Source organism: Candidatus Eremiobacteraceae bacterium (assembly GCA_035295225.1).
Classification (GTDB): Bacteria; Vulcanimicrobiota; Vulcanimicrobiia; order Eremiobacterales; family Eremiobacteraceae; genus JABCYQ01.
The window spans coordinates 179,387-204,790 of record DATGJI010000058.1 but is presented as its reverse complement, the minus strand read 5'-3'; the positions used below and the strand labels follow the sequence as shown (position 1 = coordinate 204,790).

Sequence of the window (25,404 nt, the reverse complement as noted above, 5' to 3'; positions counted from 1 at the left end):
GCCTTTAGGCAGAGGGCGAGGCTCGGCGCGACCCGAATGCACAGGCTCCGCGGACCAAGTGCGGTTCGCTGCTTGTCCATTGAGGGCTCAATCGTGGCAACCGTCGTAGGGATTTTTCCGGATCATTCGAGCGTCTCCAAGCTCATCGAGAATTTGAACGCAGCGGGTCATGACGTCTCGCGCGCGCACGTGCTCTGCAACGAAGATATCCCTACCGATATCTGCGAGAGCGGCGTCAAGTGCACGTGGATCGGCGATGTCAACCGGACGATGGCCGGCGGTGGATCGCTCAGCTCCGCGGATGGCCTCAACATCAGCGTGCCCGGACTCTCAGGTTCGGGCGGCGGCGACGTGGTGTACGGCGATTCGATCAACGACTATCTCGCCGAGCTGAACGTACCTGACGGCCGCACCGACGATTATGCGGTCGCGGTCGAAGCGGGCAGAACGGTCGCCGGGTACCGCGCCGACGACGGCCAAGCCGAAGCGCTGCGCGGCGCGTTCTCTTCCGCCGGGGCCACGGTGGTCGATATCTTCTGACCATTGGGCAAGCGATGTTTGCCCTACTACGAGGGACGGAGCCTCATGTGGGGCGATCTCAATGTGGGGCGGACCTTTATGGTCCGCCTCACTGGTCATATGGCGGCGAAACAATTTCTTTCATTTTCTCGATACCGGGCTCACACTCCATTGGGCTGCCGTCGATCCGATAGATTTCTAGTTCAGATAACCGACCGTGAACAACATGCAGCGCAAAATTTATTTGGATCCCATCAACGTCATGAGACGTGGCTTCGACCGGAACTTGAAATTCCACATTGGCACGGGGCGTGTTTGGCAAGTGGAAGTCAAATCTCAATATCTCCCCAAGACTCGTCACGCTCATGCCTGGGTCGACGAGCTGTTGTCGCAACTCGTTCGATCCAGGAAATGAATTTGAGAGAAGAGCGTCAAGTATGCGGCGCTCGCAGGCAGTGAGGTTCCGCTGCAAGCCTTCTTCCGCAAATCTCCAAGCCATGAGTCCCGCCTAGAGGCGGACCATAAAGGTCCGCCCTACATTTTATTCGTTGAGCGAGCCGGTGCGATAGCCGCGAGCATCGATCTCTAGCTGCATATACCCGACGTCCGCGAAGGCGCGTTCGACGCGCGAACGCATCTCGCTGAGCCGATTGACATCCGCGACCGGGACCTCCACGCGCGCCAGCGTTCCGTAGTGCCTTACGCGCACGACCGGGAAACCCGATGCGCGCAGATAGCTTTCCGCCAGGTCGATCCGGCGCAAGTCCGTCTCCTCGATCCGCGTGCCGTACGGAACTCGCGATGAGAGGCACGGCGTCGCCGGTTTTTCCCATACCGACAGGCCGAGTTTTTTCGCAAGCGCGCGGACGTCGGATTTGCTGAAGCCGGTCTCGGCGAGCGGGCTGCGAACGCCGAGCGCGCGCGCGGCCCCGCGACCCGGCCGCACGTCCAGCGCCGCGATGCCGTCGTCCGCGTTGAAACCGTCGACGACGTGCGCGATTCCGCGCTCGTCTGCGAGCGCGCGCAATCGTGAGAACAATTCGTGCTTGCAATGATAGCATCGGTCGCGTTCGTTCGCGCGATATTTCACTTCGTCGAACTCGCGCGTCTCAAGTATTTCATGGCGAGCACCGATCGCGCGCCCGACCGCAACCGCCGCCTCGAGTTCGCCGCGGGCCATCGAAGGCGATACACCGGTGACGCCGAGCGCCGATGCGCCAAGCTCTTGCACGCAAATCGCGAGCGCGACAGCGCTATCCACACCACCGGAGTAAGCGATGACAGCACTCCCAAGGCCGCGGATGGCGGATCGAAGCTCGGCCTCAGGCATCTGCCGCGACCTGGAGCAACTTCTTCACCTCAGCGATCTTCCGCGACCGTCGGCGGGTTGGCCGTAAGCCATTCATCTGCCGCGCGTTCGGCGACGCGCATCACGTCGACGAGCGCCGTGCCGTCGCGGTGCGCGATCGCCTTGACGTCGTCGTACTCCGGGCGCGCGCGCGGTCCGGCGGGCGTCTGCACGACCTTCACGCGAATCGCGCCGATGCCGGTCTCGATCGTGTGGATGCTGCGCGCACTTACGGCGCGCCGTGCCGTCCAATGACGAATGCCGATCGAGGTCGTCTCGGTCAGCAGCGAAGCGATCACCGCTTCGGCGCGTTCGGCCGGCGCGAGCGCGGTGAGGAGTATGCCGGGCCTGCCCTTCTTCATGTGGGCGGGCGTCGTCCACACATCGAGCGCGCCGGCAGCGAACAGCCGCTCGAAGACGTGTTCGTACGCCTGCGGATTCATGTCGTCGATGTTCGTCTCGATCTGTTCGACCGCGTCCGGCGAGGCCGCCGTTCCTGCGCTGGGCGCCGCCGCCACGTCGCCGATGATCACGCGCAACACGTTAGCGAACGGGAAGTCCGAACGTCCGCTTCCGTAGCCGATCGCGCGTACCGTCATGGGCGGGCGGGGCGCAAACGTCGCTACCGTTGTCAGGATCGCCGCGCCCGTCGGCGTGACGAGTTCGCCATCCACATCCACGTCGTACGTCGGAGCGCCGCGCAGCAATTCCATCGTGGCCGGCGCCGGTGACGGCAATCGCCCGTGCGCAGACGAGATCGTTCCGTGACCGCAGGGCAGCGGCGAACAATGGACTTGGTCGATATCGAGCATGTAGAGGCCGAGGGCGGCGCCGACGATGTCCACGATCGCGTCTATCTGTCCGACCTCGTGGAAAGCGATCTCGCTCAGCGGCTTGCGATGCACGCGCGCTTCCGCTTCACCGAGACGATGGAAGATCGCACGCGCGGTCTTCTCGACCGCCTCGGGCAGCGCACCGCCGCGAATGACTGCCAACACGTCCGCAAGCGTGCGATGCGGTCCGTGTTCGTGGTCCGCTGCGTCACCCTCGTGACCGGCATGATGATGATCGTGATCGTGGTCGTGATCGTGATCTTCGCCCGGAACGCTCACGTCCAAGTACAGCGCACCCAATCCGCGCTTATGAACCGGCCTCGCGTTCATCGTCCAACCGCTCACGGGAAGGCGACGGAGTTCGCGCTCGAGCGCATCGAGGCTCAAGCCCGCATCCACGAGCGATCCGAGGATCATGTTCCCGCTCGCGCCGGCGAAACAGTCGAAGTACGCGATGCGCACTATGCGCGATCCGTCATGGCGGCGGCAGAAAGATTGATGCGCGATGCGACGCACGCGGCGCCGAAGCCATTGTCGATGTTCACGACGGCCACGCCGCCGGCGCACGCGTTGAGCATGGTCAACAGCGCCGCAAGACCGCCGAACGACGCGCCGTACCCGACGCTCGTCGGAACTGCGATCACGGGTTTGTCCGTCAGGCCGGCGATGACGCCGGGCAGCGCGCCGTCCATGCCGGCGACGGCGACGATGACGTTCGCGCTTCGCAGCGCGCCGATGTGGCCGAGGACGCGATGGAGTCCCGCGACGCCGACGTCGTCCACGCGCGCGACGGCATTGCCCATGACGTCGAGGCAGACCGCGGCCTCGGCGGCCACGTTTCGGTCGGCTGTGCCGGCCGAGACGACACACACGCTGCCGAGGCGCGGAAGCGGCTCGCGTTCGATGGCGATGATGTGCGCGTCGCTCTCGTAACGCGCGTCGGGCGCGAGCGCTCGGACTGCCTCGAAGTGTTCGCGGGCCGCGCGCGTGGCGAGCACGGTCGCGCCGCGGCTCAACATCGCCAGCGCGATCGCGCCGACTTGCTCGGGCGTCTTGCCGGGGCAGTAGATCACCTCGGGGAATCCGGTGCGCGCCGCGCGCAGATGATCGAGCGTTGCGAATTCCAATCCGTCGCCCGCGTCGCGCGCGCCGAATGCGGCGACCGCTTCGTTGACTGAAATTTCGCCTTCGCGAACGGACTCGAGAATGCGTTCGAGGGTGGAGCGGAGTTCGTCGGGCACAGCGTCCGCGATTCGCCTTTGGATCAACGCTGCCCCCTCGCGAAGACGCGTGTCGTATGGCAAAGGAGAACGCGGGAATCCGCGGCGTCCTGGTGAAGCGGTCGTCATGTCTTTAGCCGCGCCCGGCTCGCCGGAAAACGCCTCTGTCTTTCGCTTCGCAAAACGCATGGCCGGCCTCAAGGCAAGCGCCATTCGCGAAATTCTCAAAGTCACCGAGATGCCCGACGTCATCTCGTTCGCCGGCGGACTTCCTGCGCCGGAACTCTTTCCCGTCAAACAGTTCGAACTCGCGTGCCAAGAGGTGCTGGAGACGCAGGGGCCGGCCGCCCTCCAATACAGCGTCACCGAGGGCTATCCGCCGCTGCGCGAGTGGATCGCGACGTATCTGCACGAGACGATCGGGGTTGAGTGCACTTCCGATGACATCCTCATCGTGAGCGGATCGCAGCAAGGCTTGGATCTCATCGGCAAAGTGCTGCTCGATCCCGGCGACACGGTCATCATCGAAAGCCCCGCATACCTCGGCGCGATTCAGGCGTTCGATGCGTACGAAGCCCGCTACGTGACCGTCAAGACCGACGACGACGGCATTCTCGTCGACGATCTCGAGCGCGTTCTGCACGAGTGCGAGCGCGCGCGCACGAGACCGAAGCTGCTCTACCTCGTGCCCAATTTCCAAAATCCGAGCGGCATCACGCTCGCATTGGCGCGGCGCAAAGCGGTCATCAAGCTCTGCGCACGCTACGGTGTGCCGATCTTCGAAGACGATCCGTATGGCCGGTTGCGCTATTCCGGGATCCATATCGCCGCCATCAACGCGCTTGCCGGCGGTGACGGCTGCATCTACATGAGCACGGTCAGCAAGACGATCGCGCCTGGCATGCGCGTTGCGTGGCTCGTGACCAAAGATCGCGCGCTCTACGAAAAGATCGTACCCGCGAAACAGGCAGCCGATCTGCACACGTCGTCTTTCACGCAGCGCGCCGTCTTCGCATATGCGCGCAAGGGAAGCCAATTCGAAGACCATGTCCAGGAGATGCTGCCGGTCTACGCGCGACGCCGCAACGTGATGCTCGAAGCGCTGGCCGAGCACATGCCGGCCGGCACGACATGGACGCGACCGGACGGCGGTTTATTCCTCTGGGCCCGCATGCCCGAAAGCATCGACACGCAGCGACTTCTCGCGCACGCGTCGGAACAGAAAGTCGCATTCGTGCCGGGCGCGCCATTCTGGGTCAATGCCGACGTGCGCAACACCATGCGCTTGAACTTCTCCAATGGAACGGACGAACAGATCGCGACCGGTATTGCCCGGCTCGGCGCGCTCGTCAAAGCGTCCTTGAGTGGCCGACTCTCGTAAGTCGCTCCGGATACTTCATCCGACGGCGGGGCCGGCGGCGATTCTGACGCTGACGTCTCTCTTGGCATTGTGCGGCTCGCCCGCGCGCGCGGCGACGAGCCATCCCGCAGTGAGCGTGTCGGGCGGTACGGTGGAGTTCTTCGCCGGGCATGTCGTCCTCGACGCCCGCGGCGGGGCGCGCCTTGACGACGGTGTGCTGCACGTCAGCGCGGATCGTATCGTCGTCGACCTACGTTCCAATCGCTACGTCGCTGCCGGTGACGTCATCGTGACTCAAGCGCATGGTACTGCAGCTGCGGTGACCGGAGCTGCGATGGGCGTCGATCTCACGACCCATCGCGGGTTGTTCGTCTCGCTTGTGCCCACTGCGGTGCGCACGGCGGTCGACGGTCCGAACGTCGATGCGCAGCTTGATCCTACCGCGTTGCCCGCGCAGCCGCTAGCCTTGCCGGATGTCTCGGGCGAGCTGCCGTTTGCGCTTGCACCGCGCGCGGTCGCGCATTTGGGCGCGGACGTACGGCTCGAACGCACGACGGTGCTCGTGCCGGGCGGCCGGCCCGTCAGTCTGCCCTCCTACGTCTACACGTTTGCGTCCGATCCGGGATACAACACGAGCAACATCAACACGAACGGCGAAGACGTGCCGATCACGTTCGGCAGCACACGCAACTCGATCCAGAGCGCGCACTTCTTCTACGATCCCGTCGTCAAACTCGGCGCCGGCATCTCGGAGAACATCGTCGACGGTCAGCGCGCCTACGTCTTGGCATCGCTCGCGCCGCTGAACGGGCCGCGCCACAACGGCGCATTCACCTGGTCGGACGACGTCAACGATCATACGGTGCAGTCGTACACCGCAAACGCGACCACGGGCTTTGGAACCGCGCAAGGCTACGATCTCCGCGACTCGATACACCGCTCGTATTTGGAATTGGCTGCGCAATCGTTCTCAGGAGTCGGTCAGCGCGGTTCGCATATAGGCTGGCAGAGCTACGATCAGCAAGTCGGCTCACGCGGGCTCGGCTCGCTGCTCTATTATCACTTGCGAAGCGAGTGGGGCGTCGGCTATGCCTCCACGCAATCCGAATTCGACCCGTTCGTATTTCCGCCGCCGCCGCCGTGTCCGCATCCGCCTTGCCGGCTAGCTCCTCAACCGCTCCAACTCCCACGATCGATCTGGCACACGGCGCTCGAGCTCTACACCACCACGTCGGCGTTTTCGGTCGGCCCCGGTTCCAGCGTGACGCTTTCGGCGGACTACCACGATTTGCACGAGACGCTCGCGCACACGCAGTTCGCAGAGACGTATAGCGCGAGTCTCGCGCATGTGTGGAACTCGTTCGTCAGCACGAGCATCTCGGAAAACCTGCAGCCGACGCATGACGGTTACCCCAGCCCGATGGCCGGTCTGCCCGGCGTCGGATACCGCACGGTGTTCAACGATCAGCAATTCGCCGTCTTCTACACGAATCCAAACGCGTTTGCGCTCGATCTCAACGCCGTCCATCAGACAGCCGGTTCCGACTCGCCGAACGGCGCCATCGCGCAGCCGTGGGGCGTCAGCGCGCTCGTGCGATTCCGCCTGACGCCATCGCTCTCGCTGCAGCTCAGCAGGTCATACAGTTTCGGCTTTGAAGGCCAGCGCTTCGGCGCGTTTGGCGTGCAGATATTCCCGTGAGGCGGATCTGATAGCATGAAAGTCCTCGTCACCGGCGGCGCCGGCTACATCGGCGTCGTCCTTTGCGAGCGGCTGCTCAAGAGCGGGCACAGCGTACGCATCCTCGACCGCCTCTACTGGGGAAGAGCGCCGCTCAAGCACCTCGCCGATCGCGTGGAGCTGGTGCAAGCCGACGTGCGCGACGTTCCCGACACGGCATTTGCCGACATCGATGCCGTCGCTCATCTCGCCGGACTTTCAAACGATCCAACGGCCGAGTACAATCCGAGCGCGAACTGGGAGATGAACGCGATCGCGACAGAAACGCTCGCGCTCGCGTGCAAGCAGCGCGGTATCCGGCGCTTCACGTTCGGATCGAGCGCATCGATCTACGACGGACTTGGCGAAGGCGTTTTTGACGAGAACACGGCCGTCGATCCGCGCGGCGCTTACTCGCGCTCCAAACACGAAGCCGAAGCGCGGCTGCTGCGAGCGGCCGGGCCCGACTTCGAGCCGGTCATTCTCCGCCAGGGCACAGTCTACGGCTTCAGCAGCCGTCTGCGTCTGGATCTCGTCGTCAACACGTTCATCAAAGACGCGCTCCTGCGCGGCGCCCTTTATCTGCACGGCGGCGGCTGGATGTGGCGCCCGCTCGTCGACGTCAACGACGTCGCAGAAGCGCACGTACGATGTCTTGAAGCGCCGGCAGATGCCGTGGCGCAGCAGATCTTCAACGTGGTGCACGACAACTTCCAGATCCGCCAGCTCGCCATGCTCGTCACTGGATCGCTTTCGATCATGGGCCGGCAAGCCAGTCTCGAGACGGCGCCGGTCCCCGCGATCAACCGCGACTATCGATGCACGAATCGCAAGCTGACCGAACGGATCGGCTTCACGCCGAGCATCACGGTGCTTGAATCGATCGAAAAACTCTTATCGTCGCTGCCGGTGACTGAGCCCACGCTGCTTGCGCATCCGCGCTACTACAATATCGCGTGGATGACGCTGCTCGATGAGATCGTGGAAGAGCACAGCCCGTTTGCGTCTGTCTGGGAAAGCGCGCGCCGGCCCGCCTAAATTTCTGAAGGGGCCGACGTCAGTCGGCCCGCGTTCTAAATATCTGAAGGGGCCGACGTCAGTCGGCCCACGTTCGTTCGCTTGGGCCGACTGACGTCGGCCCCTTCAGAAAGAAAGCAATCTTCTTTACAGATGGCCGCGGGCGCGCAGGTAGTCGGTCAACGCATCGCGCCAGGGGCGCGCTGAAAGGCCGAACGAGGAAAGGCGCTCGCTTGCCAGCGCCGAGTATGCAGGCCGCCGCGCGGCTGTCGGCATGGATGCACTCGCGACCGCGGTGATATCCGCATCAAGACCTGCGCTGCCGATGATCGCCGTTGCGAACTCGTACCACGAACAAGCGCCTGCGTTCGTCAGATGATACGTGCCCGGCGTTGCCCGGCGCGCAAGAAGCGCAACGGTGAGGTCGGCTGCATCGGCCGCATACGTCGGCGTCATGACGATGTCGTCGACCACTTCGATCTTCTCGCCGCGGCGCGCTTTGGCAAGCATCGTCTCGACGAAATTTCCGCCCTTGCCGCTCGAACCGGCCACGCCGAACACCGACGCGATCCGAAGCACGAAGGCCTGCGAGTTGGCGAGTCTGACGAACGTCTCGCCCGCGAGCTTCGACACGCCGTACGAATTGATCGGCGACGCGAGATCGCGTTCCACGTACGGCCGCGCCCACTGCGCGCCGTCAAACACGTAGTCGCTCGAATAATAGACGATCGCCGCGCCGCGCGCGTGCGCGCTGAGCGCCGCGTTTCGCGCTCCCACGGCGTTGATCGCAAGTGCTTCTTCAGGATGGTCTTCGCAAGCATCGGTCCGGTGAAACGCGGCGGTGTTCACGACGACGTCGCCGGGCGCCAGCGGCGAGAGCGCTTCATCCAACGCGGCGCGATCTTCGACGGGACTCTGCTCGTGCGAAAGAGCGAGGACCTCGAAGCCGGCCGCGCGAGCGGCGCGAACGACCTCGGTGCCGACCTGGCCGCCCGCGCCGATCACGGCTACGCGCAACGCGTAGCTCCGGTCATAACGGCAGCGGCAACGGGCGCGGTTCGGGTGCCCTGCGCATCGCCGGTATCAGCGCTATCGCCACGAAAAATGGCAAAGCCATCTTCGGAAACGTGAACACGTCGTCCACGAGCCCATGAAGACAGAGCGCGAACAGAGCGCCGTACGCACCGACCGCCACGGGGCTTGCCCACAATTCGGCGGATCGCGCGCGCAACAACATCAAGCTCAGAAATGCGATCAGCATCGCAAGCCCGACGACACCGAGATCCACTGCTGTCTCCAAATAGAGTTGGTTCGCGTTGCCGTGCCACGCCGTCCGCGGTGCGTTCGCGCAGCGCGCGTTCGCGTCGGCGAAATTACCGGCACCGTAGCCTTTGAGCGGCGCAGTCGCGATCAACGATTCTGCGCACTGCCACAGCTGCGCGCGCGCAGCCATGGAATACGTCGCAGACGGCGTGGCGAGAAGTTCGTGGCGAAGGCCGTCGAGCGGTATGTTCGCGCCGGCCACCGGAATCACGAAGAGCGCGACCGACGCGGCGACGACCGCGCCGCGCTTCGGCAACGACGAGACAGTGACGGAATCGGCGTAGCGCTTGGCCCAGATATAGGCAGCGACGACGACGCAGACGCCCGCGGCGCACGCCCAGAACGCACCGCGCGAAAAGGTGAGGATCAGATCCGAGGTGAGCAGCCCGAGCAAGAGCGTGCCGGCGATAAACGCGAGCCTGCTCACGCGCGAGAAGAGCAATATCGCCAATAAGATCGGGATCACCGTCTCCAGATAAGCGCCGAATTGGTTCGGGCCCTCGAGCGTCGACGTGACGCGCTGCACGAGCAGTCCGTCGGTGGCGCGAAAAACGTCGGGCGCGCCGGCGAACGTCTGCCACAGACCATCAAGCCCCACGATGACGCTCGAACCGAGGAAGACCACGGCGACGCGCATCGCATCACTCGACGATCGCACGGTCGCCGCGGTAAGACAGAACGCGCCCGCATACCACGTCCAATGCAATGCGTCGCGTACGGCGTCTGCTCGTCCGGCGGCCCATGCGATGCTGATGAGTCCGAATGCCGCGAATGCCACGAGCACCAAGGGCGCGCGGTCTGCGAAGAGCGCGCCGCGCATGCCTTCGCGTTCAGACGAATCGAGCGCGGCCCGCAGCAGCACGCCGGCGAGCGCTCCAGCGAAGACGGCCTTCGGCAGGGTCATGAGCGTGGGGCCAAGCGTGTGATACCACGCGAACGGCGCCGTTGCGGCGATCGCGGCGCCTGAAGTCCAAGGAAGACGATACGAAGCGATCGCTACCGCCAAGCCGCATGCGGCCATAGCCGCGGCGACGGGCAACGTGAGTGGCAGCGCATCGGTCATCGAACGTCGAACCCAGCTGTCTTCAATTCGGCCGCTCCGTCGGATTGTACGACGCCCAATACCAACGGTTGGCGCTTTGGCGGTGTCGTACCCACCTGATACGTCTGTTCAAGCAAACGCACGATGCCCGCGTCGGGTTCCGCGGCGATAAAGCGCATGATCGGCTCACCTTCGCGGACCTCGTCTCCTGGGCGGCGCATAAAACGCACGCCGATCCGCGGTGATGCATGCGAAGGTGCGCGTGACTTGGCTTCAGCGACGATCTCGCCGACGGCCCGCGTGTTGATCCGGCCCACGACTCCTGACGCCTGTGCCCCGACTGCGTAACCTTCGGCAAACGTCCGGTCGAACCGGTCCAACCGGCCGCCCTGCGCGCCGAGCATCTCCGAAAATTTCGACCGCGCGGCGCCATCCCGTAACGCTTCGTCGACCCGGACCATTGCCTCTTCGCTCTCCGCGGCGCCGCCGGCTTCGAGCAGAGCGGCCGCGATCAGGCGCGACGCCTCGCGCAGACGCGCTCCTCCGCCGCCCTCCAACACGAGAAGCGCCTGATCCAATTCGAGCGCATCGCCGGCCGCGTCCGCGAGCGGTTCATCCATCGACGTGAGGAGCACGCGCATACGGCGACCCATAGCCGCGCCGATCTGCGTCATCGTACGGGCAAGTTCTCTGCCCTCGTCGACGTCGCGGAAGAACGCGCCGTTGCCGACCTTGACGTCGAGAACGATTGCCGGTGCGCCGGCCGCGATTTTTTTGGACATCACGGACGCCGCGATCAGCGGGATGCTCGCGACCGTGTCCGTACGGTGCCGCAGCGCATACATCTTCCTGTCGGCGGGCGCCAACCGCTCGCTGGCAGCTGCGATCGCGCAGCCGACGCGACGCACTTGATCGCGAAATTCCGGAATCGTAAGTCCGACGCGCGTTCCGGGCACGCACTCGAGCTTGTCGAGCGTGCCGCCGGTATGGCCGAGCGCACGGCCGGAGAGCTTTGCAACGCGGACACCGCAGGCCGCGGCAAGCGGAACGGCCACCAGCGAGACCGCATCGCCCACGCCGCCCGTCGAATGCTTGTCGACCACGTTGCCGTCGGCGGCGCTCCATGCGATGCGTTCGCCTGAGTCCGCCATTGCCTGCGTGAGCGCGATCGTCTCGCGCAGCGTCATGCCGCGCGCGCAGACGGCGCGCAGCCATTCTGTCATCGCGTCGTCACCGATCTCATCGCTGACGTACGCACGGACCAGTGCGGCGATGTCTGCCGGCGTATGTTCGCCTCCGGCCGCTTTTGCGTCGGCCATGCGCCGCGCATCTGAATTCGAGATGTTCAACCTTCGAGCGCGCCGACGACGCCGCGCACGAGCGCGAGCACGTCGCCGGACGCACCGCGCACGACCTCCTGCACCGACTCGTGCGTCGGTTCTTCGAGGTGCCCGCACGTCGAAGCGTCGGGCACGGCCGCGTTCGCAATCACGGATATCCCAAGCGATCGCATGCCTGCATGCCGCGCGGCGATGACTTCCGGCACGGTCGACATGCCGACTGCGTCTGCACCCAGATGCGCAAGCATGCGGAGTTCGGCGTCGGTCTCATATTGCGGCCCGATCATGGCGACGTAGACGCCTTCCGCAACCGCGATGCCCGCTGCCGCGGCGACGCGGCGCGCGCTTTCGCGTAAACCGGAATCGTACGCGTCGCGCATGGACGGAAACCGCGGACCGAGTTCGGGCGCGTTCGGCCCGATCAGCGGGCTCGTCCCCGTCAAGTTGATGTGATCGCGGATCAACATGATCGTGCCGGGCGAGAACGCCGGATTGATGCCGCCCGCGGCGTTCGTGACGATCAATGCCGTCGCGCCCATCTTGTGCGCGACGTACACCGGAAACGCGACTTGCCACATGGGATGGCCTTCGTAGAAATGGATGCGTCCGTCGAAGAGCGCGACTGGTCTGCCTTCGAGCCGCCCCACGATCAGCCGGCCGCGATGTCCCGCCACGGTCGTCGCGGGGAAGTGCGGCAACTCGTGATAGCCGAAAGCCACCGCGTCGGTGAGCGAATCGGCGAGTCCGCCTAACCCGGATCCGAGGATCACCGAGATCTTCGGCTTGAGCCGCGTGTGCTTGCTGATGAAGTTGACGTTAAGGGTGACGTTATGCGTGAGCGAACTCAAGATTTTCCTTGTCTAGCAGCGGATGCCGCGCGGCGGCCGACATAATCCGCCATCACCGCGAGGAGCTGTGCGAGTTCTTTCACGCGCAGCAGCGTTCCGACCGCGAGGAACGTCGCGCCGGCCGCGACGATGTCAACGGAAAGCGTGGCGACATGCTGCCAGATCGTGCCCGCGTCATGCCAGAGAATGCTGTTGAGCGCGTAAGCCACCACAGCCATCGCGCCGGATGCGACCACGACACGCCACACGGGTGAACCCACTGCATCGCTGTCGCCCGAGCCGACGCGAGTGCGCAAGATTCCGAACAGCACCGCTGCTTCGGCAAGCGACGCGAGCGAATTCGCCGACGCGAGTCCGTTGACGCCGAATGGCCGTACCAGCAGCGCCGAACAGACGACGTTGAGGACCATCACCGAGGTTGCCACGATCACAGGCGTCCGCGAGTCGCGCATGGCGAAGAAACAGCGCGTCAGCACGATGCTTGCCGCAAGCCCCAGCAGTCCGACGGCGTAGAACTGCATCGCGCCGGCCGTGCGCACGAGGTCGCCGTGCGTGAACTCGCCCCGTTCGAAGAGCACGCTGATGACGGGCTGCGCGAGCACGATCAAACCGAGCGCCGCCGGCAGCGTGATGAGCGCCGTCATGCGCAGACCGGTCGAGGCGGTCAGCCTGAGCGACGGCAGCTCTTTGCTTGCGAATTGCGCCGAAAGGATCGGGAAGATCACCGTCGCGATCGCCGCCGCGAACAACTGCTGCGGAAAGCCCACGACCTTTGTGGCGTATTGCATCGCGGCGATCGCGCCGTTGGGCAGACTCGCCGCGAAGTATTTATCGAAGAGCAGATTCGCCTGGCCGACAGCCGAGCCGACGACGATCGGACCGAGGATGACGAAGAGACTGCGCAGACCTGGATGGTTGAAATCGATGATCGGCCGGTAGACGCAACGGCGGAAATAGCTCGGCAGCTGCACGAGCAGCTGCGCGACGGCGCCCGCAGCTGTGCCGAAGACGAGCGCGTAAATGCCGTAGCGCGGGAAGAGCCAGAGCACGGCCGCGATCGCGCAGACGTTGAGCGCCATCCCCTGCAGGCTCGCCGCCTTGAAGCGCTGCTGCGCGTTGAGCAGCGCCTGCACGACGCCGGCGATCGACGTCGCGATGATCGTCGGCATCATGATCTGCGTCATGTGCGTCGTCTGGCCGGACTGGCCCGGCGGAAATCCGAATACCGATACGATGTACGGCGCAGCGAACCAGCCCACGATCGCGCAGACCGAGAGCACGATGAGCAGCATGTTGATGACCGTGCTTGACAAGCGCCACGCCTCTTCGGCTTCGTCGGACGCGAAGTAGCCGCTGAGGACCGGCACGAGCGCGCTGACGAGCGCGCCGTTGAAAACGCCGAACACCATCGTTGGGATGATCGCTGCGATCAGAAACGAGTCGAGTTCCCAGCGCTCGCCGAAGTAGCGCGCGTTGACCATCTCGCGGCCGAAGCCGAGCAGCATGCTCACCAGCGTGGCCGACATGACCGCGATCGTGCTCGATGCCACGCTACGACCGGCTCGGTCTTGTCGCGGCACGACGAGCGCCGGACGCTTGGCGGTTGCCATGTGCTTGGGGCGTTTCTCAAAGTCGGGCGACGACGCCTACCGCGGGGGAACGATTGCGGCAGGCCCGTAATTCTACGGCCCTGGTGAAGATCGACGCCATTTTGCAGAGCCGTCGCCCGAGCTTCTCGTTCGAGTTTTTCCCGCCGCAGAGCGACGACGGCGTCGCGAGGCTCCTCAAAACCGTTGAAGTGCTTCGCCCGCTAGCGCCTGCGTTCGTCTCCGTGACGTACGGCGCCGGCGGCAGCACCCGCGCGCGGACGGTCGAAGTGACGCGCTCGATCAAGAACGACCTCGGCGTGGAGACGATGGCCCACCTCACATGCGTGGGAGCGGACGTGTCGGGTCTTCGCAGCGTGCTGGATGAAGTCGCCGACGCCGGCATTGAAAACGTGCTCGCCTTGCGCGGCGATCCGCCGAAAGGCGCCGCGGCATTCACGCCGACACCGGGCGGCCTTTCGCACGGTTCGGATCTCGTCGAACTCGTCAGCAAGAACTACGATTTCTGCGTGGGCGGCGCGTGTTATCCCGAGAGGCACGTGGAGTCGGCTAGCGCTGAGGCTGACCTCCGGTATACGCGCGTGAAAGTCGATGCCGGGGCGAAATTCTTGATCACGCAGCTCTTCTTTGACAACGAGCGCTACTTCGCGTACGTGGAGCGCGCGCGCGAAGCCGGCATCGAGATCCCGATCATCCCCGGCATCATGCCCATCACCAACGCGGATCAAGTCGCGCGGTTCACGAGCAGGTGCGGCGCCACGATCCCGGCCCGGCTCCGCGCCGAGCTCGATGCGCGCAAAGATGAACCGGAGGCCGTGGCCGAACTCGGCGTCGCATACGCCACTCTCCAGTGCGTCGATCTCTTGGAGCGCGGCGTACCTGCGATCCATTTCTACACGCTGAACAAATCGCCGGCGGCGCGGGCCGTCGTATCCGCATTGCTCGCCGATCGGCCGTGGGAGCGAGCAGCGGGGCGCCGCTATCTCGATGCGCCCGAGCGCGAGGCCGAGGCCGCCCTCATCGCGCGCGAAGGTCCGGTCTATTGACGACTCTTCCTTATTATTTGCGCAAAGGCGTTTCGTCGCTGTACAGCCGCGCGATGCAGCGGCGCTATCTGGCGAAGCACCCGGGAACGCCGTACGCGATTCCGCCGCTGGATGTCGAGGGAATCGTCGCCCGGCTGCGCTCGCTCGCACCGGAGGTCGAGGTCCGGCGCTACGACGTCGATCCCCACCGCATGCGCGAATGGGAACAGAAAGGTCGATATCCGGCGTTTGCATACGTCGTCTCGCGCGACGAGAAGATTCTCGAGCATCAGGTCTCGTGGGATCTCCTCGAAACGCCTACTGGCGGAACGGTGATCGATGTCGCGTCGTGCCGATCGCACTTCCCCTCGATCGTGCGCGCCACCGGCCGGCGCTGCATTGCGCAGGACCTTTCGTATCCGCAAGGATTGCGCGGCGACGTCCTCGGCGGTGACGCCGCCGCGATGGATCTGCCGGACGCCTTCGCAGACGGCATGACGCTTCATTGTTCGTTTGAGCACTTCGAAGGTGACGCGGACACGCGATTCGTCCGCGAAGCAGCTCGCGTTCTCAAACCCGGCGGCAGAGTGGCGATCCAGCCTCTCTACGTTCACCAGGACTACTTCGTCTTGAGTGATCCGTACGGTCCAGAGGGCGTCGGACCGATAGACGACGGCGCATACTTCATCGCGGCGTTCGGTTATTCAAATCGTTTTGGCCGTCACTACGATCCGCAGGCCTTCGTGCGCCGTGTCGCCGCGCCGGCGATGGGAGCCGGACTTCGTCCGATCTTCTATATAATTGACGGCGCTCACAAGGTCTCGCCCATCTGCTATTTGCAATTCGCCTTGGTACTCGAACGAACGCACAACGCCGCGTAGGAACGTCATATGGAAAAGATGGTTCCTTCGCGCCGGGGTCAAACATATGTTCGAGGATGTCTCTACGGCGCCACGTGAGCCGCTCGTAAGCACCATCGAATCGGCGGTTTCCCGCGCCTTTCGACAAGGTGATGGCTGATAGAAAAACTTGCTTAGGTCACCTCTCACCGGCACTTTGTACAAAGTGCCGGCGAGTCGTGTTTTGCTGTTGAAAGTCTGGGAGGGCTCAAGGTTATGCGTAGTTCTTTTCTGCGCCGGTTGAGCGGTCATCGTGGCCGCACGGCGCTTTTCGTCGCGGTGACGGCCGGCGCGGTCTGCGCCGCGGCGTTCATCGTACCGGCCGTTGCGCGCGGCCGCGCCAATCCTAATCTCACCGTGGCTGGGCAGACGCAATTTGTCGACAACGTCGACGCGTACGCCGTGCAAGGCGTTGTCGGCGGACAGAACAATGCGACGGCGATCGAAGGCTTTGTCACCAACGCCAGCGCGACGTTCGACAACGCCATCTTCGGCTACACGGTCGCACCGAGCGGCAACGCGGTCATCGGCATCGCGCAGCCGTCCAGCGGCACCGCCACTGCTCTAGTCGGATATTCGTATCGCGGCTACGGCGTGATCGGACAGACGCCGTACACCGGGGCAACGGTGGCCGGTGTGCTCGGGCAAGACCTCTCCGGAACCAGCACGTCTAACGCCGGCGTCATGGGGACGACGACGGCGGGCTACGGCATCACCGGCTCGGGGACTGGATCGCTTGGATACGGCGGCAATTTCAACGCGAGCGGATCGGGCGGTTACGGTCTGTACTCATCCTCGTCTCTCTCCTATGGCGGCTATTTCGCCAGCTCCACCCTCGATGGCATCTACAGTTACACGTTCAACGACCCGCACTCGTCGGGATACTCAGCGTACGGCGTTGAGGGCGTGGATGCAAGCAGCGACACCGCTGGAACCACAAACTCGGGCGTCTTCGGCTATTCAACCTACGGCACCGGACTCACAGGTCAATCGGGCGCGGCAAGCGGCACGGCTCTTGCGGGCAGCGGCGTGATTGGAATAACGAACAACGATTCGTCTGCCACGGGCGCTACAATACAGTACGGCACAAAGGGCGTTGATAACGATCCAAATCCGGGTTCGTTCGACGCCGGCGCGTACGGTTCGACGATCAACGGGTACGGCGTCGAGGCGATTAGCTCGACTTATATCGGATCGTTGGGGTACAGCAACGGATACATTGGCGGTGAATTCGAGACTGGTTCTACGGGCAATCCGGCACTCATAGCCTACGCGGCAAACTCAAACAGCAGCCTAGAGCCCGTGTTCGAGGCCCTTGGATCTGGCTTTACTCCCCTATTCTCCGTCGCCGGCGACGGTTCGGCCGTTGCGGCAGGTAGTATCACACAGTTCGGGTCGCCGCTCATCGCAACACGCACGCAAGGCGGATCTGCTGAAATCGCCTACGGTTCTCGCGAAACGCGGCCTACGATCGAAGACGTCGGCGAGGGGAATCTTGTCGGCGGCTCCGCGTACGTGCCGATCGATCACGCCTTTGGCGCGACGATCGACCCGAATGTGAACTATCTCGTTTTCGTGACACCCCAAGGCGACACGCAGGGCCTTTACGTCACCGGCAAGACGCATGCCGGTTTCTACGTCCGCGAGCACGGCGGATCATCGAACATCGCGTTCGATTATCGTATTGTCGCGAAACCGGTATTCGACAACGAAGCGCGTCTGCCGGATGCTCGTACGTTGCCGGCCCTCGCTCATTTCATGATGCAAACGGCTCGGGTGAAAGAGCAGTCAGCGGCTAGCCTCATCGCGCAGGATAGACGCATGCGAACGGATTTGGCCAATCGCATGCTTACCGCAGACAAGCTCGCAAAAGAACACGCGACGATCAAGTACAATCTTGCGAGAGAGGCGCAGCTGCGCAAGATGAAGGTGCCGCACGTGCCGACACCTGCTGAACTCCACGTTCCAGGCACGACACCTCACTAGCGCCTCAAACGCAACCATCCGCTACAAAAGGGCGGCACGCAAGTGCCGCCCTCGATATTTCACTCTGCATTCATCTAACACGGCTCGACTTGCTGTGCAGATGCTGCTGCTTTAACGCGCCTCTCGTTTCGGTTTTTGTGTAGTGCTCACATATCGTAGCCGCAATGCGTCGTCCAAGGAGCAGCAGCAAGCACCGCGTAAGAACGAAAAAAGCGCACCGCTTGCCTGCTCTCCAGATTTATCACTTCGTCGGAGGACGCTCATTGGCCGATTCCGCCAAACGCAAAGCGGTCGTCTTCGCGGAATATTTCCCGCCGTACATGAGCTCCGACCGGCGGCTCTTCCATCTTGTCGAAAACCTGAAGCGTTGGGATTGCGACATCGTCGTGACTCCGCCGTTGCGCTGCATGACGGGTCTCTGCGAGGACTCGCTCAAGAGCTACGCCGTCAACTTTTCGCCGCCGGCTAAGCCGCTGCGCGTCGGCGACATACATGGTTCCTATCTCGTCGTGCCCGACGCATTGCACAGCCTATTTCCGAATCACGTCCTTTTGCCGTTGGCCTACGCGCTGACGATTCCGGTGCTCACGATCGAGGCCATCCGTATCCTGCGCGCGAAAAAACCGGATGTCGTCATCGTCGGTCATCCGTCATTCATCACGGGAGTCGTCGGCACGCTGGCCGCACGATATTGTCGGATCCCCATCGTCCTCGATTATCCAGATGCATGGACGCCGCTCGCTTTGGAGACGGCGGGCGCCAAGCACGGCGGCGGTCTCGAACGTGCCCTCCGGACGATCGAATCATTCGTCGCGCGCAGTGCTTCATCGATCATCTCCATCACGGACGAGCTGTCGAAATACATCCGCCATCTCGGCGCGCGCGCGCCGATCACCACGATCGCGAATGGCGCCGACGTCGAGCTGTTCACCCCGCCGGAGCGCCGACCGCCGAGACGCGGCAATGCACCATACAGCATTCTGTACACGGGCCGTCTGGAGGCGTGGGCCGGGATCGACCATCTCGCCGATGCGATCGAGAAGATCGCCGAACGCCTCGGCGATCGCGCGGAATTTGTCTTCGTCGGCGATGGAGGGGCGGCCAAGCGCTTCAAGGCCGAACTTCGCGCCCGCAACCTCGACCGCTATTGCCGATTCGAAGGCTATCAGCCGTATGACGCGATGCCGGAGTTCATCGCCGGCTGCGACCTCGCGATTCTGCCGTTTCCGAACACAGGCACCACGCGGCCGTCGTCGCCGCTGAAGCTCTTCGAATATATGGCGATGGCGAAACCCGTGATCGCGACGAATCTGCCGGGCGTCCGCGAGGCGGTGACCGATCAGGTCGTGCTCGTCGAAGGTCTTGACGACCCGCTGTTCGTCGAGAGCGTGGTGCGCCTCGTCGACGACGCGCACGAACGCGAACGCTTAGGCGCTGCCGGGCGCGCTCTCGTGGCGGGCAGTTATTCGTGGCCTCGACTTTCAGAGCGCTTCGAGACCGAGCTCGAACGCGTTGCCGCTTCCCGCGCGCACGGCCTTGCGCCGTCGCCGCCGGCCGACGAACGCATCGTCGGTCCTGCGGTGCCCACGGCCGTGAGCGTCGACCGAGCGATGATCGTGTTGCCCACCTATAATGAATTCTCAAATCTCACGCCGCTCTTGGATGCGATCTTGGCGGCCAGCGACAGGATCGACGTGGTCGTCGTCGACGACAATAGCCCGGATGGTACCGGCGCAGTCGCGGATGCATACAGTCACGCGACCTCGCGCGTGCACGTGGTGCATCGGCGCACCAAACTCGGATTGGGCTCGGCGTATCATTCGGGATTTCGCTATGCTCGCCGTCTCGGCTACGGCATGATCGGCTCGATCGACGCCGACATGAGCCACGATCCGTCGCGCTTGGGCGCCATGCTCGCCTGCGCGGACGAAGGCGCAGATATCGTGATCGGGTCGCGCTATGTGTCTGGAGGTCAAACGCAAGGCTGGCCGCTGTGGCGCAGGGTGCACAGCAGATTGGCCAACGCGTTCATCCGGACAGCACTGCGCTTACCCGTCCACGATTGCACGTCGGGCTATCGACTTTATCGCAGTTCGGTGTACGACGGCCTCGATAGCGCCGGTTTGTTCAGTCAGGGATTCGACGCGTTGGTCGAGATCTTACACCGGGCGACGCGCGCGGGCGCGCTCATCATCGAAGTGCCGATCACGTTCACGGATCGGCACACCGGTGCATCGAAGATGGGATCGCGCGAAATCGCCGGATCGCTGGCCACCGTCCTCAGACTGTGTGTCGAACGTCCGGGGTCAAGGCGCCGGCCTGCGAGCTACGATGAGGGTGTCGTAACCCAGCCAGCGGGGAACGGCGTAGTAGTGCAAGCCGAGCCACTTGTGCAGAACGGGCAGGACGTGGTACGTGCCCGCGCTGACGATCTCAAGACCTGATCGTTCGATCAGCGCGGTCCAATGTTCGGGTGGATGCTCGTTGACGTGCGTCGGATCCGCCTGATATCGGCGATACCAGCTCACCGACGCCGGGTTCGGCGTGGCGAGCACGAGATGCCCGCCCTCGTTCACCGCGTCGGCCAGACATCTGACTCCCGCGCCTTCGTCCGGCAAGTGCTCCACGACTTGCAGCGATACGACCAGATCGAAGCGTTTCTGAAATGGATTCGGCGCCTGTGCGTCGGCGACGGCGAATCTTTTTGGCTCGCCGCCGTCTGCGATCGCACGCTCCACGGCGTATTCGGAGATGTCGGTACCGTAGATATCATAGCCGAAGTCTTTGAACACCGCTATTCCGTAGCCGAGCGCGCAACCCACCTCCAGCATCGTCTTGCCGCGGCCGATGGCGATCGCCGGCACCGCGCGCACCGCCAACCGAGCGTATTCCCGATAGAACGCAAGGACGGTTTGCGACATCCCCGCATACCCGCCGGACTTTCCATAGGTGGAGGTCTTCTCGAAGTAGTCGCGCTCGAACGTCTTCACGCGCCTTGTGCGCCCACCGCCGGCATGCGCGCATCCATCCAAGCAACGAAGCGCTTGATGCCCTCGTCGAGGCTGACCTCCGGCAATCCGATCACTTCGCGGATCCGCGTGTCGTTGGCGAGCAGATAGTCCACGTCGCCGAGCCACGTCGCGCCGCTCGTCTCGATGCGCAGGTACGGCTTGCCCATGATCGCGGCCACGCGCTCCGCGAACGCCCGAACCGTGATTGGCTGTTTGCCCGGCACGTTATAGATGCGGTGCGGCGGATTATTCACTGCGATTACCGCCAGCACGGCGGCCGCCGCATCCGTGCAGTACAAGAAATCGCGCTGTTGATTGCCGCTCCCCAGCAGCTCGATGTGATCGGTCGCGGCGCGCACTTTTCGATAGAGATCGAAAAGGATGTAGCGCGGTGCGCGCGGCCCGATGACGTTCGTGAAGCGGACGACGCGCCCGTCCACGCCGAAGTTGCGCGTGAAATCGTCGACGGCCGCTTCTGCGAGCAGTTTTGTCGAAGCGTATGGCGAAGGCGCGATGGTCGGGGCCGTCTCTTCGAAACGGATCGGCGTCGCGCTGTTGCCGTACACCGACGCGGACGAAGCAAGCACCATCGTGGCTTTGGGAGCGTGGCGCCTCAGTGCGTCGAGAACGTGGACCGTGCCCATGGTGTTGATGTCGTAGGACAACGCGGGGTCCTGCGATGCGCGCGGCACGCTCGCGATAGCGCCGAAATGCAGCAGATAGTCCGCGCCCGCGACCGCGTCGCGCAATGCGATATCGTCGCGGATATCTCCGACGATCAGACGCGCGGCCGGGTTGACGTTCTCGCGCGCGCCCTCCGCGAGGCTATCGAAAGCGATGACATCGGCTCCGGCGTCGACCAACGCGTCGACCATATGGGAACCCAAGAAGCCGGCGCCGCCGGTCACGACTGCGCGCGCGCCGCGCAAACTTCGGAGATCGGGAGCGTTCAATCTTCAACCTTCCTGATGAGGGTGGTATTCGGAGGCGCAGCGTCGATTTCGGTTGAATCCTCCGCGGGCTTGAGCGTAGCCTGCCAAGATCCGCATTCGTCAGAGCGCCAGAAACGCGGAACGGATCGGTGACATGCCAAGGCGACAACTCCTTCCAACGGTCCTTGCGCACACGATCGGCGTCGGCAACCCCACGATCAGCCCGCTCGCAATCGCGAACGTTTTAGAAGTTCTGCGCTCAAACCGCTTGACGTACGGGCCGTTTAGCCGTCGCTTCGAGCAAGAGTTCTCCGCGATGCACGGCGCGGATTTCGGTATCTTCTGCAATAGCGGCACAAGCGCACTGCAAGTCGCCCTTGATGCGATTCGCATTTCGCGCCGTCTCACGGACGGCGACGAGGTGCTCGTTCCGGCGCTGACATTTGTCGCCACGATCAACACGGCGCTGCACAACCGGCTGAAACCGGTCCTGGTCGACGTGGATCCGGACTATTACCTGTTAGATCCGGAAAAGATCGAGGCGCGAATAACATCGCGAACGCGCGCTATCATCCCGGTTCATGCGTTCGGCCAGCCTGCGGACATGGCGCGCATCGCGCCTATAGCCGAGCGTCACGACCTGTCGGTCATCGAGGACTCGGCCGAAGCAGTGCTCGTACGGACGAGTGGTCGTGCCGTCGGGTCCTGGGGAAACGTGGCCTGCTTTTCGACATATGCCGCGCACCATCTCTCGACCGGTGTCGGCGGCTTGGCGACAACAAGTGATCCTTCGCTTGCGCAGCTTATCCGAAGTCTCGTCAACCATGGGCGCGATACTGCGTACACGAGCATCGACGACGATGACGTCGAAGATCGCGACACGTTGGCCGAGGTCGTTTCTCGCAGGTTTCTGTACCACCACATCGGTTACTCATACAGGGCGACCGAATTGGAGGCCGCATTGGGCTGTGCAGCACTCGAGGAGCTGCCGGAAATTGTACGAGGTCACCAGTCGGCTGCAGCGCGGCTTTCAGCCGCGCTGGCGCCTTTGGAGTCGGAAGGACTCGTTCAATTGCCAAGAGAGCGCGACGGTACCGAACATTCGTACATGATGTATCCCATCGTCGTCGCCGCGCATGTCGACGTCGGGACGTTGATATCCCATCTTGAATGTTCCGGAATAGAAACCCGCCCGATGCTGCCGATACTGCAACAGCCGGCATACGCGAATGTCTGGACGCAAGATGAGATCGACGGATGCCCTGTTGCGGAGAGCCTGGGTGCGCGAGGCTTTTATATCGGGTGTCATGACGGAATGACCGAAGAGGCAGTCTTGCGAGTGGCGCAAATCCTTGAAGATCAGACATGGCGCAGCATGGCATCTGGCGGTTAACTCGGTGACCTCGGCTGGATCGCGATTCTCCGCGCAAAAGAAGATGTGGGATGACCTTGCTGCGCTGGACCCGATGTGGACGATTCTGTCGCGGCCAGACAAAATCGGCAATCGCTGGGACGAGGCCGCTTTTTTTGCGACCGGTGAAGCTGAGGTCACGGCCCTATTCGAATTCATGGCCAATGCCGGCATCAACCCGGTCCGCGAACGAGCGCTGGATTTCGGCTGCGGAATCGGAAGGCTTACGCGCGCGCTCGCGAAGCGCTTTGAACAATGCGACGGCATAGACATATCTGCGGCCATGATCGACGCGGCCGTTGATCGCAATCGAGATCACCACAATATCCGTTGGACCGTCAACGAAACTGACGACCTTGTTGCGTATCCTTCCGGAGCCTTCACGTTTGTCTATACGAACATAACGTTGCAACATCTCGAGACCGAGTCGGCCATCCGTTACATCGCGGAGCTTCTTCGAGTGCTCGCAGCGAATGGAACCCTCGCATTTCAGATGCCTGACGCCGGACCCTACTCCGCTAAACGGCGCCTGACTGAATTCATAGCTCCGCTCGCGTTCCGGGCCCCGCGACCTCTGTTGCATGTCTATCGCCGCTTACGCTACCCTCCCGAGGCGTTTGTGACGTTGGCGTCGTTACCACGTCGCGTGGCCGAGATGCATGGCATGTCGCCGGATCGGATCCGGACGGTCGTAGGGTCTTCTGGGGCCACGGTTGTCGCGCTCAAAGAAACCGACGATGCCGGACCGGGGTGGCGTAGCTACCTTTATTGCGTGCGAAAGATTCCGAGCAGCTCATCGTAGATCGCTGCGTTCGTCTTCGCAAGCGCCGCCCACGAGCGCCGATTCGCAAAATCGACAACTTTCTGCACACGCTCTCTTAGCGCATCCGGCGATGCGAGCGCGGCTTTCATCGCTGCGACGATCGCGGTTTGGTCCCCCGGTTCAACGAGATCTATCACCGAGCGGAGCGCGGCGTTGTGGCCGGCGCTCGTCGCGATGATGGGCCGCCCAGCAGCGATGGCGATGTGGAGCGGGCCGCTCGCGCCGACGTTGCGCAGATATGGCAGCACGACAAGGCTCGAGTCGGCGACCATGCGCTCAAGCTCGTCATCGGGAACAAAACGCCGCTCGAAGCGACAGCGGCCTGCGGGCACTTCACGCGCCAGTTGCTCGAGCTCGTCGGCATAAGACTCGTCCGCCGCTGCTTGCGGCCTTCCGGCGATGAGCAGATCGCCTTGCCCACCCTCGCGCACGTACTGCGCGAACGCGCGCAGCAAGACATCAAAGCCTTTATCCGGTCGCACGAAGCCGAATGCGAATATCTTCGGCGCGCCGGTAGCCGGCAAAGGCACGAAGTGCGGCGAGCAGCCGAATACTTCTTCTCCCAGATCTTTAAGCTGGTAGCTTTCGCCGAGCGCGCGCGTCATAGGAGAATTCTCGTTGGCCGCGAGGCAGAGGATGCGCGCGGCGGCCGCGTTGAGCCGGCGCATAAACCGGCCGAAGTATGCGACGACGAGCGGCCGCAGGAATGACGGAAGGCGCCCCGCGGCCGGCGAGGATCTGACGTCTTCAGGCAGCCAGAGGCTGTGCAACGTGATGACCGTTGGAATTCCAGCGGCGCGGAGCCGACGGATCGCCTCGACGAGCGGCTCGCCCAATCGTCCGCCGTAATCCTGATTCGGCCCGTATGTCACATGGACGACGTCCGGCCGGTGACGCAGCACAGCTTCGACGAGTTCGCGCTGCGGTGCATACGACGGTCTGCCGAGGCTGCGATCGCGAATCGCGCGATCCACCGCAAAATCGCGCCACGAGTCTTTCGAAGGCGCGTCGGTATATTGTGAGACCACGACAATGGACTCGGGCCCGATCTCTTCGCGCAACGCAAGCGCGTACTCACCGAGATACCACGCCTCGCCCTTCTGCTGCGGAGGAAACGCCCCGACGAGTGCGACCTTCACGATG

The 25,404-nt window shown here is 63.5% G+C and carries 21 protein-coding genes and 1 pseudogene; 10 read left to right on the top strand and 12 right to left on the bottom strand.

Annotated features, from left to right (window positions below; translation table 11 throughout):
* The first annotated feature begins 93 nt into the window (after positions 1-93).
* Positions 94-540, top strand: a complete 447-nt coding sequence (locus VKT51_12285; protein HLJ84942.1) for a hypothetical protein — start codon at positions 94-96, stop codon at positions 538-540.
* Positions 541-628: 88 nt separating this feature from the next.
* On the opposite strand, the gene VKT51_12280 is transcribed toward VKT51_12285, so the two are convergent.
* From VKT51_12280 to larB, 4 genes are read right to left on the bottom strand one after another with little or no spacing between them, the layout of a single operon-like run.
* Positions 629-1,018, bottom strand: coding sequence for a hypothetical protein (locus VKT51_12280; protein ID HLJ84941.1), 390 nt, complete (start codon positions 1,016-1,018; stop codon positions 629-631).
* 42 nt (positions 1,019-1,060) lie between these two features.
* Entirely contained in the window at positions 1,061-1,849 is a 789-nt protein-coding gene (larE, locus tag VKT51_12275; protein HLJ84940.1) for an ATP-dependent sacrificial sulfur transferase LarE, read from the bottom strand.
* A gap of 29 nt (positions 1,850-1,878) precedes the next feature.
* Positions 1,879-3,162: a nickel pincer cofactor biosynthesis protein LarC gene (larC, locus tag VKT51_12270; protein ID HLJ84939.1), complete on the bottom strand. Its 1,284-nt coding sequence runs from the start codon at positions 3,160-3,162 to the stop codon at positions 1,879-1,881.
* Positions 3,162-3,941 (bottom strand): nickel pincer cofactor biosynthesis protein LarB, encoded by a 780-nt coding sequence (gene larB, locus VKT51_12265; protein ID HLJ84938.1) that lies wholly within the window; start codon positions 3,939-3,941, stop codon positions 3,162-3,164. Before larB ends, larC begins: the two co-directional genes overlap by 1 nt.
* Before the next feature lie 106 nt (positions 3,942-4,047).
* Here larB and VKT51_12260 point away from each other — a divergent pair, with 106 nt between their 5' ends.
* The 3 genes from VKT51_12260 to VKT51_12250 are packed head-to-tail and all read left to right on the top strand — an operon-like array spanning position 4,048 to position 8,035.
* A complete protein-coding gene (locus VKT51_12260; GenBank protein ID HLJ84937.1) occupies positions 4,048-5,301 on the top strand; it encodes a PLP-dependent aminotransferase family protein in 1,254 nt (417 codons plus the stop codon).
* Entirely contained in the window at positions 5,285-6,979 is a 1,695-nt protein-coding gene (locus VKT51_12255; GenBank protein HLJ84936.1) for a hypothetical protein, read from the top strand. Before VKT51_12260 ends, VKT51_12255 begins: the two co-directional genes overlap by 17 nt.
* A 15-nt stretch (positions 6,980-6,994) precedes the next feature.
* Positions 6,995-8,035 carry an NAD(P)-dependent oxidoreductase gene (locus tag VKT51_12250; protein ID HLJ84935.1) on the top strand — a complete coding sequence of 347 codons (1,041 nt, stop codon included), beginning with the start codon at positions 6,995-6,997 and terminating at the stop codon, positions 8,033-8,035.
* Positions 8,036-8,161: 126 nt separating this feature from the next.
* Here the strand turns inward: VKT51_12250 and rfbD are convergent, their stop codons facing one another.
* From rfbD to murJ, 5 genes are read right to left on the bottom strand one after another with little or no spacing between them, the layout of a single operon-like run.
* The gene (gene rfbD / locus VKT51_12245) at positions 8,162-9,031 is read right to left on the bottom strand and encodes a dTDP-4-dehydrorhamnose reductase (protein ID HLJ84934.1); all 870 of its coding nucleotides are present in this window, start codon (positions 9,029-9,031) and stop codon (positions 8,162-8,164) included.
* A 13-nt stretch (positions 9,032-9,044) separates the two neighbouring features.
* Positions 9,045-10,400 carry an O-antigen ligase family protein gene (locus VKT51_12240; protein HLJ84933.1) on the bottom strand — a complete coding sequence of 452 codons (1,356 nt, stop codon included), beginning with the start codon at positions 10,398-10,400 and terminating at the stop codon, positions 9,045-9,047.
* Positions 10,397-11,698: a thymidine phosphorylase gene (locus tag VKT51_12235; GenBank protein ID HLJ84932.1), complete on the bottom strand. Its 1,302-nt coding sequence runs from the start codon at positions 11,696-11,698 to the stop codon at positions 10,397-10,399. Before VKT51_12235 ends, VKT51_12240 begins: the two co-directional genes overlap by 4 nt.
* A 26-nt stretch (positions 11,699-11,724) precedes the next feature.
* Positions 11,725-12,567, bottom strand: coding sequence for a purine-nucleoside phosphorylase (locus VKT51_12230; GenBank protein ID HLJ84931.1), 843 nt, complete (start codon positions 12,565-12,567; stop codon positions 11,725-11,727).
* The gene (murJ, locus tag VKT51_12225; GenBank protein ID HLJ84930.1) at positions 12,564-14,177 is read right to left on the bottom strand and encodes a murein biosynthesis integral membrane protein MurJ; all 1,614 of its coding nucleotides are present in this window, start codon (positions 14,175-14,177) and stop codon (positions 12,564-12,566) included. Before murJ ends, VKT51_12230 begins: the two co-directional genes overlap by 4 nt.
* A gap of 83 nt (positions 14,178-14,260) precedes the next feature.
* Here murJ and metF point away from each other — a divergent pair, with 83 nt between their 5' ends.
* The 4 genes and pseudogenes from metF to VKT51_12205 all read left to right on the top strand — a co-directional run bounded on the left by metF (position 14,261) and on the right by VKT51_12205 (position 20,177).
* Entirely contained in the window at positions 14,261-15,220 is a 960-nt protein-coding gene (gene metF, locus VKT51_12220) for a methylenetetrahydrofolate reductase [NAD(P)H] (protein ID HLJ84929.1), read from the top strand.
* Complete coding sequence (locus tag VKT51_12215) at positions 15,217-16,080, top strand: methyltransferase domain-containing protein (protein ID HLJ84928.1); 864 nt, start codon at positions 15,217-15,219, stop codon at positions 16,078-16,080. Before metF ends, VKT51_12215 begins: the two co-directional genes overlap by 4 nt.
* A gap of 234 nt (positions 16,081-16,314) precedes the next feature.
* Entirely contained in the window at positions 16,315-18,084 is a 1,770-nt protein-coding gene (locus VKT51_12210; GenBank protein HLJ84927.1) for a hypothetical protein, read from the top strand.
* Positions 18,085-18,248: 164 nt separating this feature from the next.
* A pseudogene (locus VKT51_12205) lies at positions 18,249-20,177 on the top strand (glycosyltransferase).
* 213 nt (positions 20,178-20,390) lie between these two features.
* Here VKT51_12205 and VKT51_12200 read toward each other — a convergent pair.
* Together VKT51_12200 and VKT51_12195 are read right to left on the bottom strand one after the other, a co-directional pair.
* On the bottom strand, positions 20,391-21,074 hold the full coding sequence (locus VKT51_12200) for a class I SAM-dependent methyltransferase (protein ID HLJ84926.1): 684 nt from the start codon (positions 21,072-21,074) through the stop codon (positions 20,391-20,393).
* On the bottom strand, positions 21,071-22,048 hold the full coding sequence (locus VKT51_12195) for an NAD-dependent epimerase/dehydratase family protein (GenBank protein HLJ84925.1): 978 nt from the start codon (positions 22,046-22,048) through the stop codon (positions 21,071-21,073). The genes VKT51_12200 and VKT51_12195 overlap by 4 nt, the downstream gene beginning before the upstream one ends.
* Positions 22,049-22,181: 133 nt before the next feature.
* Here VKT51_12195 and VKT51_12190 point away from each other — a divergent pair, with 133 nt between their 5' ends.
* Positions 22,182-23,420 (top strand): DegT/DnrJ/EryC1/StrS family aminotransferase, encoded by a 1,239-nt coding sequence (locus VKT51_12190; protein ID HLJ84924.1) that lies wholly within the window; start codon positions 22,182-22,184, stop codon positions 23,418-23,420.
* Positions 23,380-24,240 carry a class I SAM-dependent methyltransferase gene (locus tag VKT51_12185; GenBank protein HLJ84923.1) on the top strand — a complete coding sequence of 287 codons (861 nt, stop codon included), beginning with the start codon at positions 23,380-23,382 and terminating at the stop codon, positions 24,238-24,240. The genes VKT51_12190 and VKT51_12185 overlap by 41 nt, the downstream gene beginning before the upstream one ends.
* Here the strand turns inward: VKT51_12185 and VKT51_12180 are convergent.
* Positions 24,204-25,400, bottom strand: coding sequence for a glycosyltransferase (locus VKT51_12180; protein HLJ84922.1), 1,197 nt, complete (start codon positions 25,398-25,400; stop codon positions 24,204-24,206). The two genes, VKT51_12185 and VKT51_12180, sit on opposite strands and share 37 nt — an antisense overlap.
* Between the last annotated feature and the right edge of the window lie 4 nt (positions 25,401-25,404).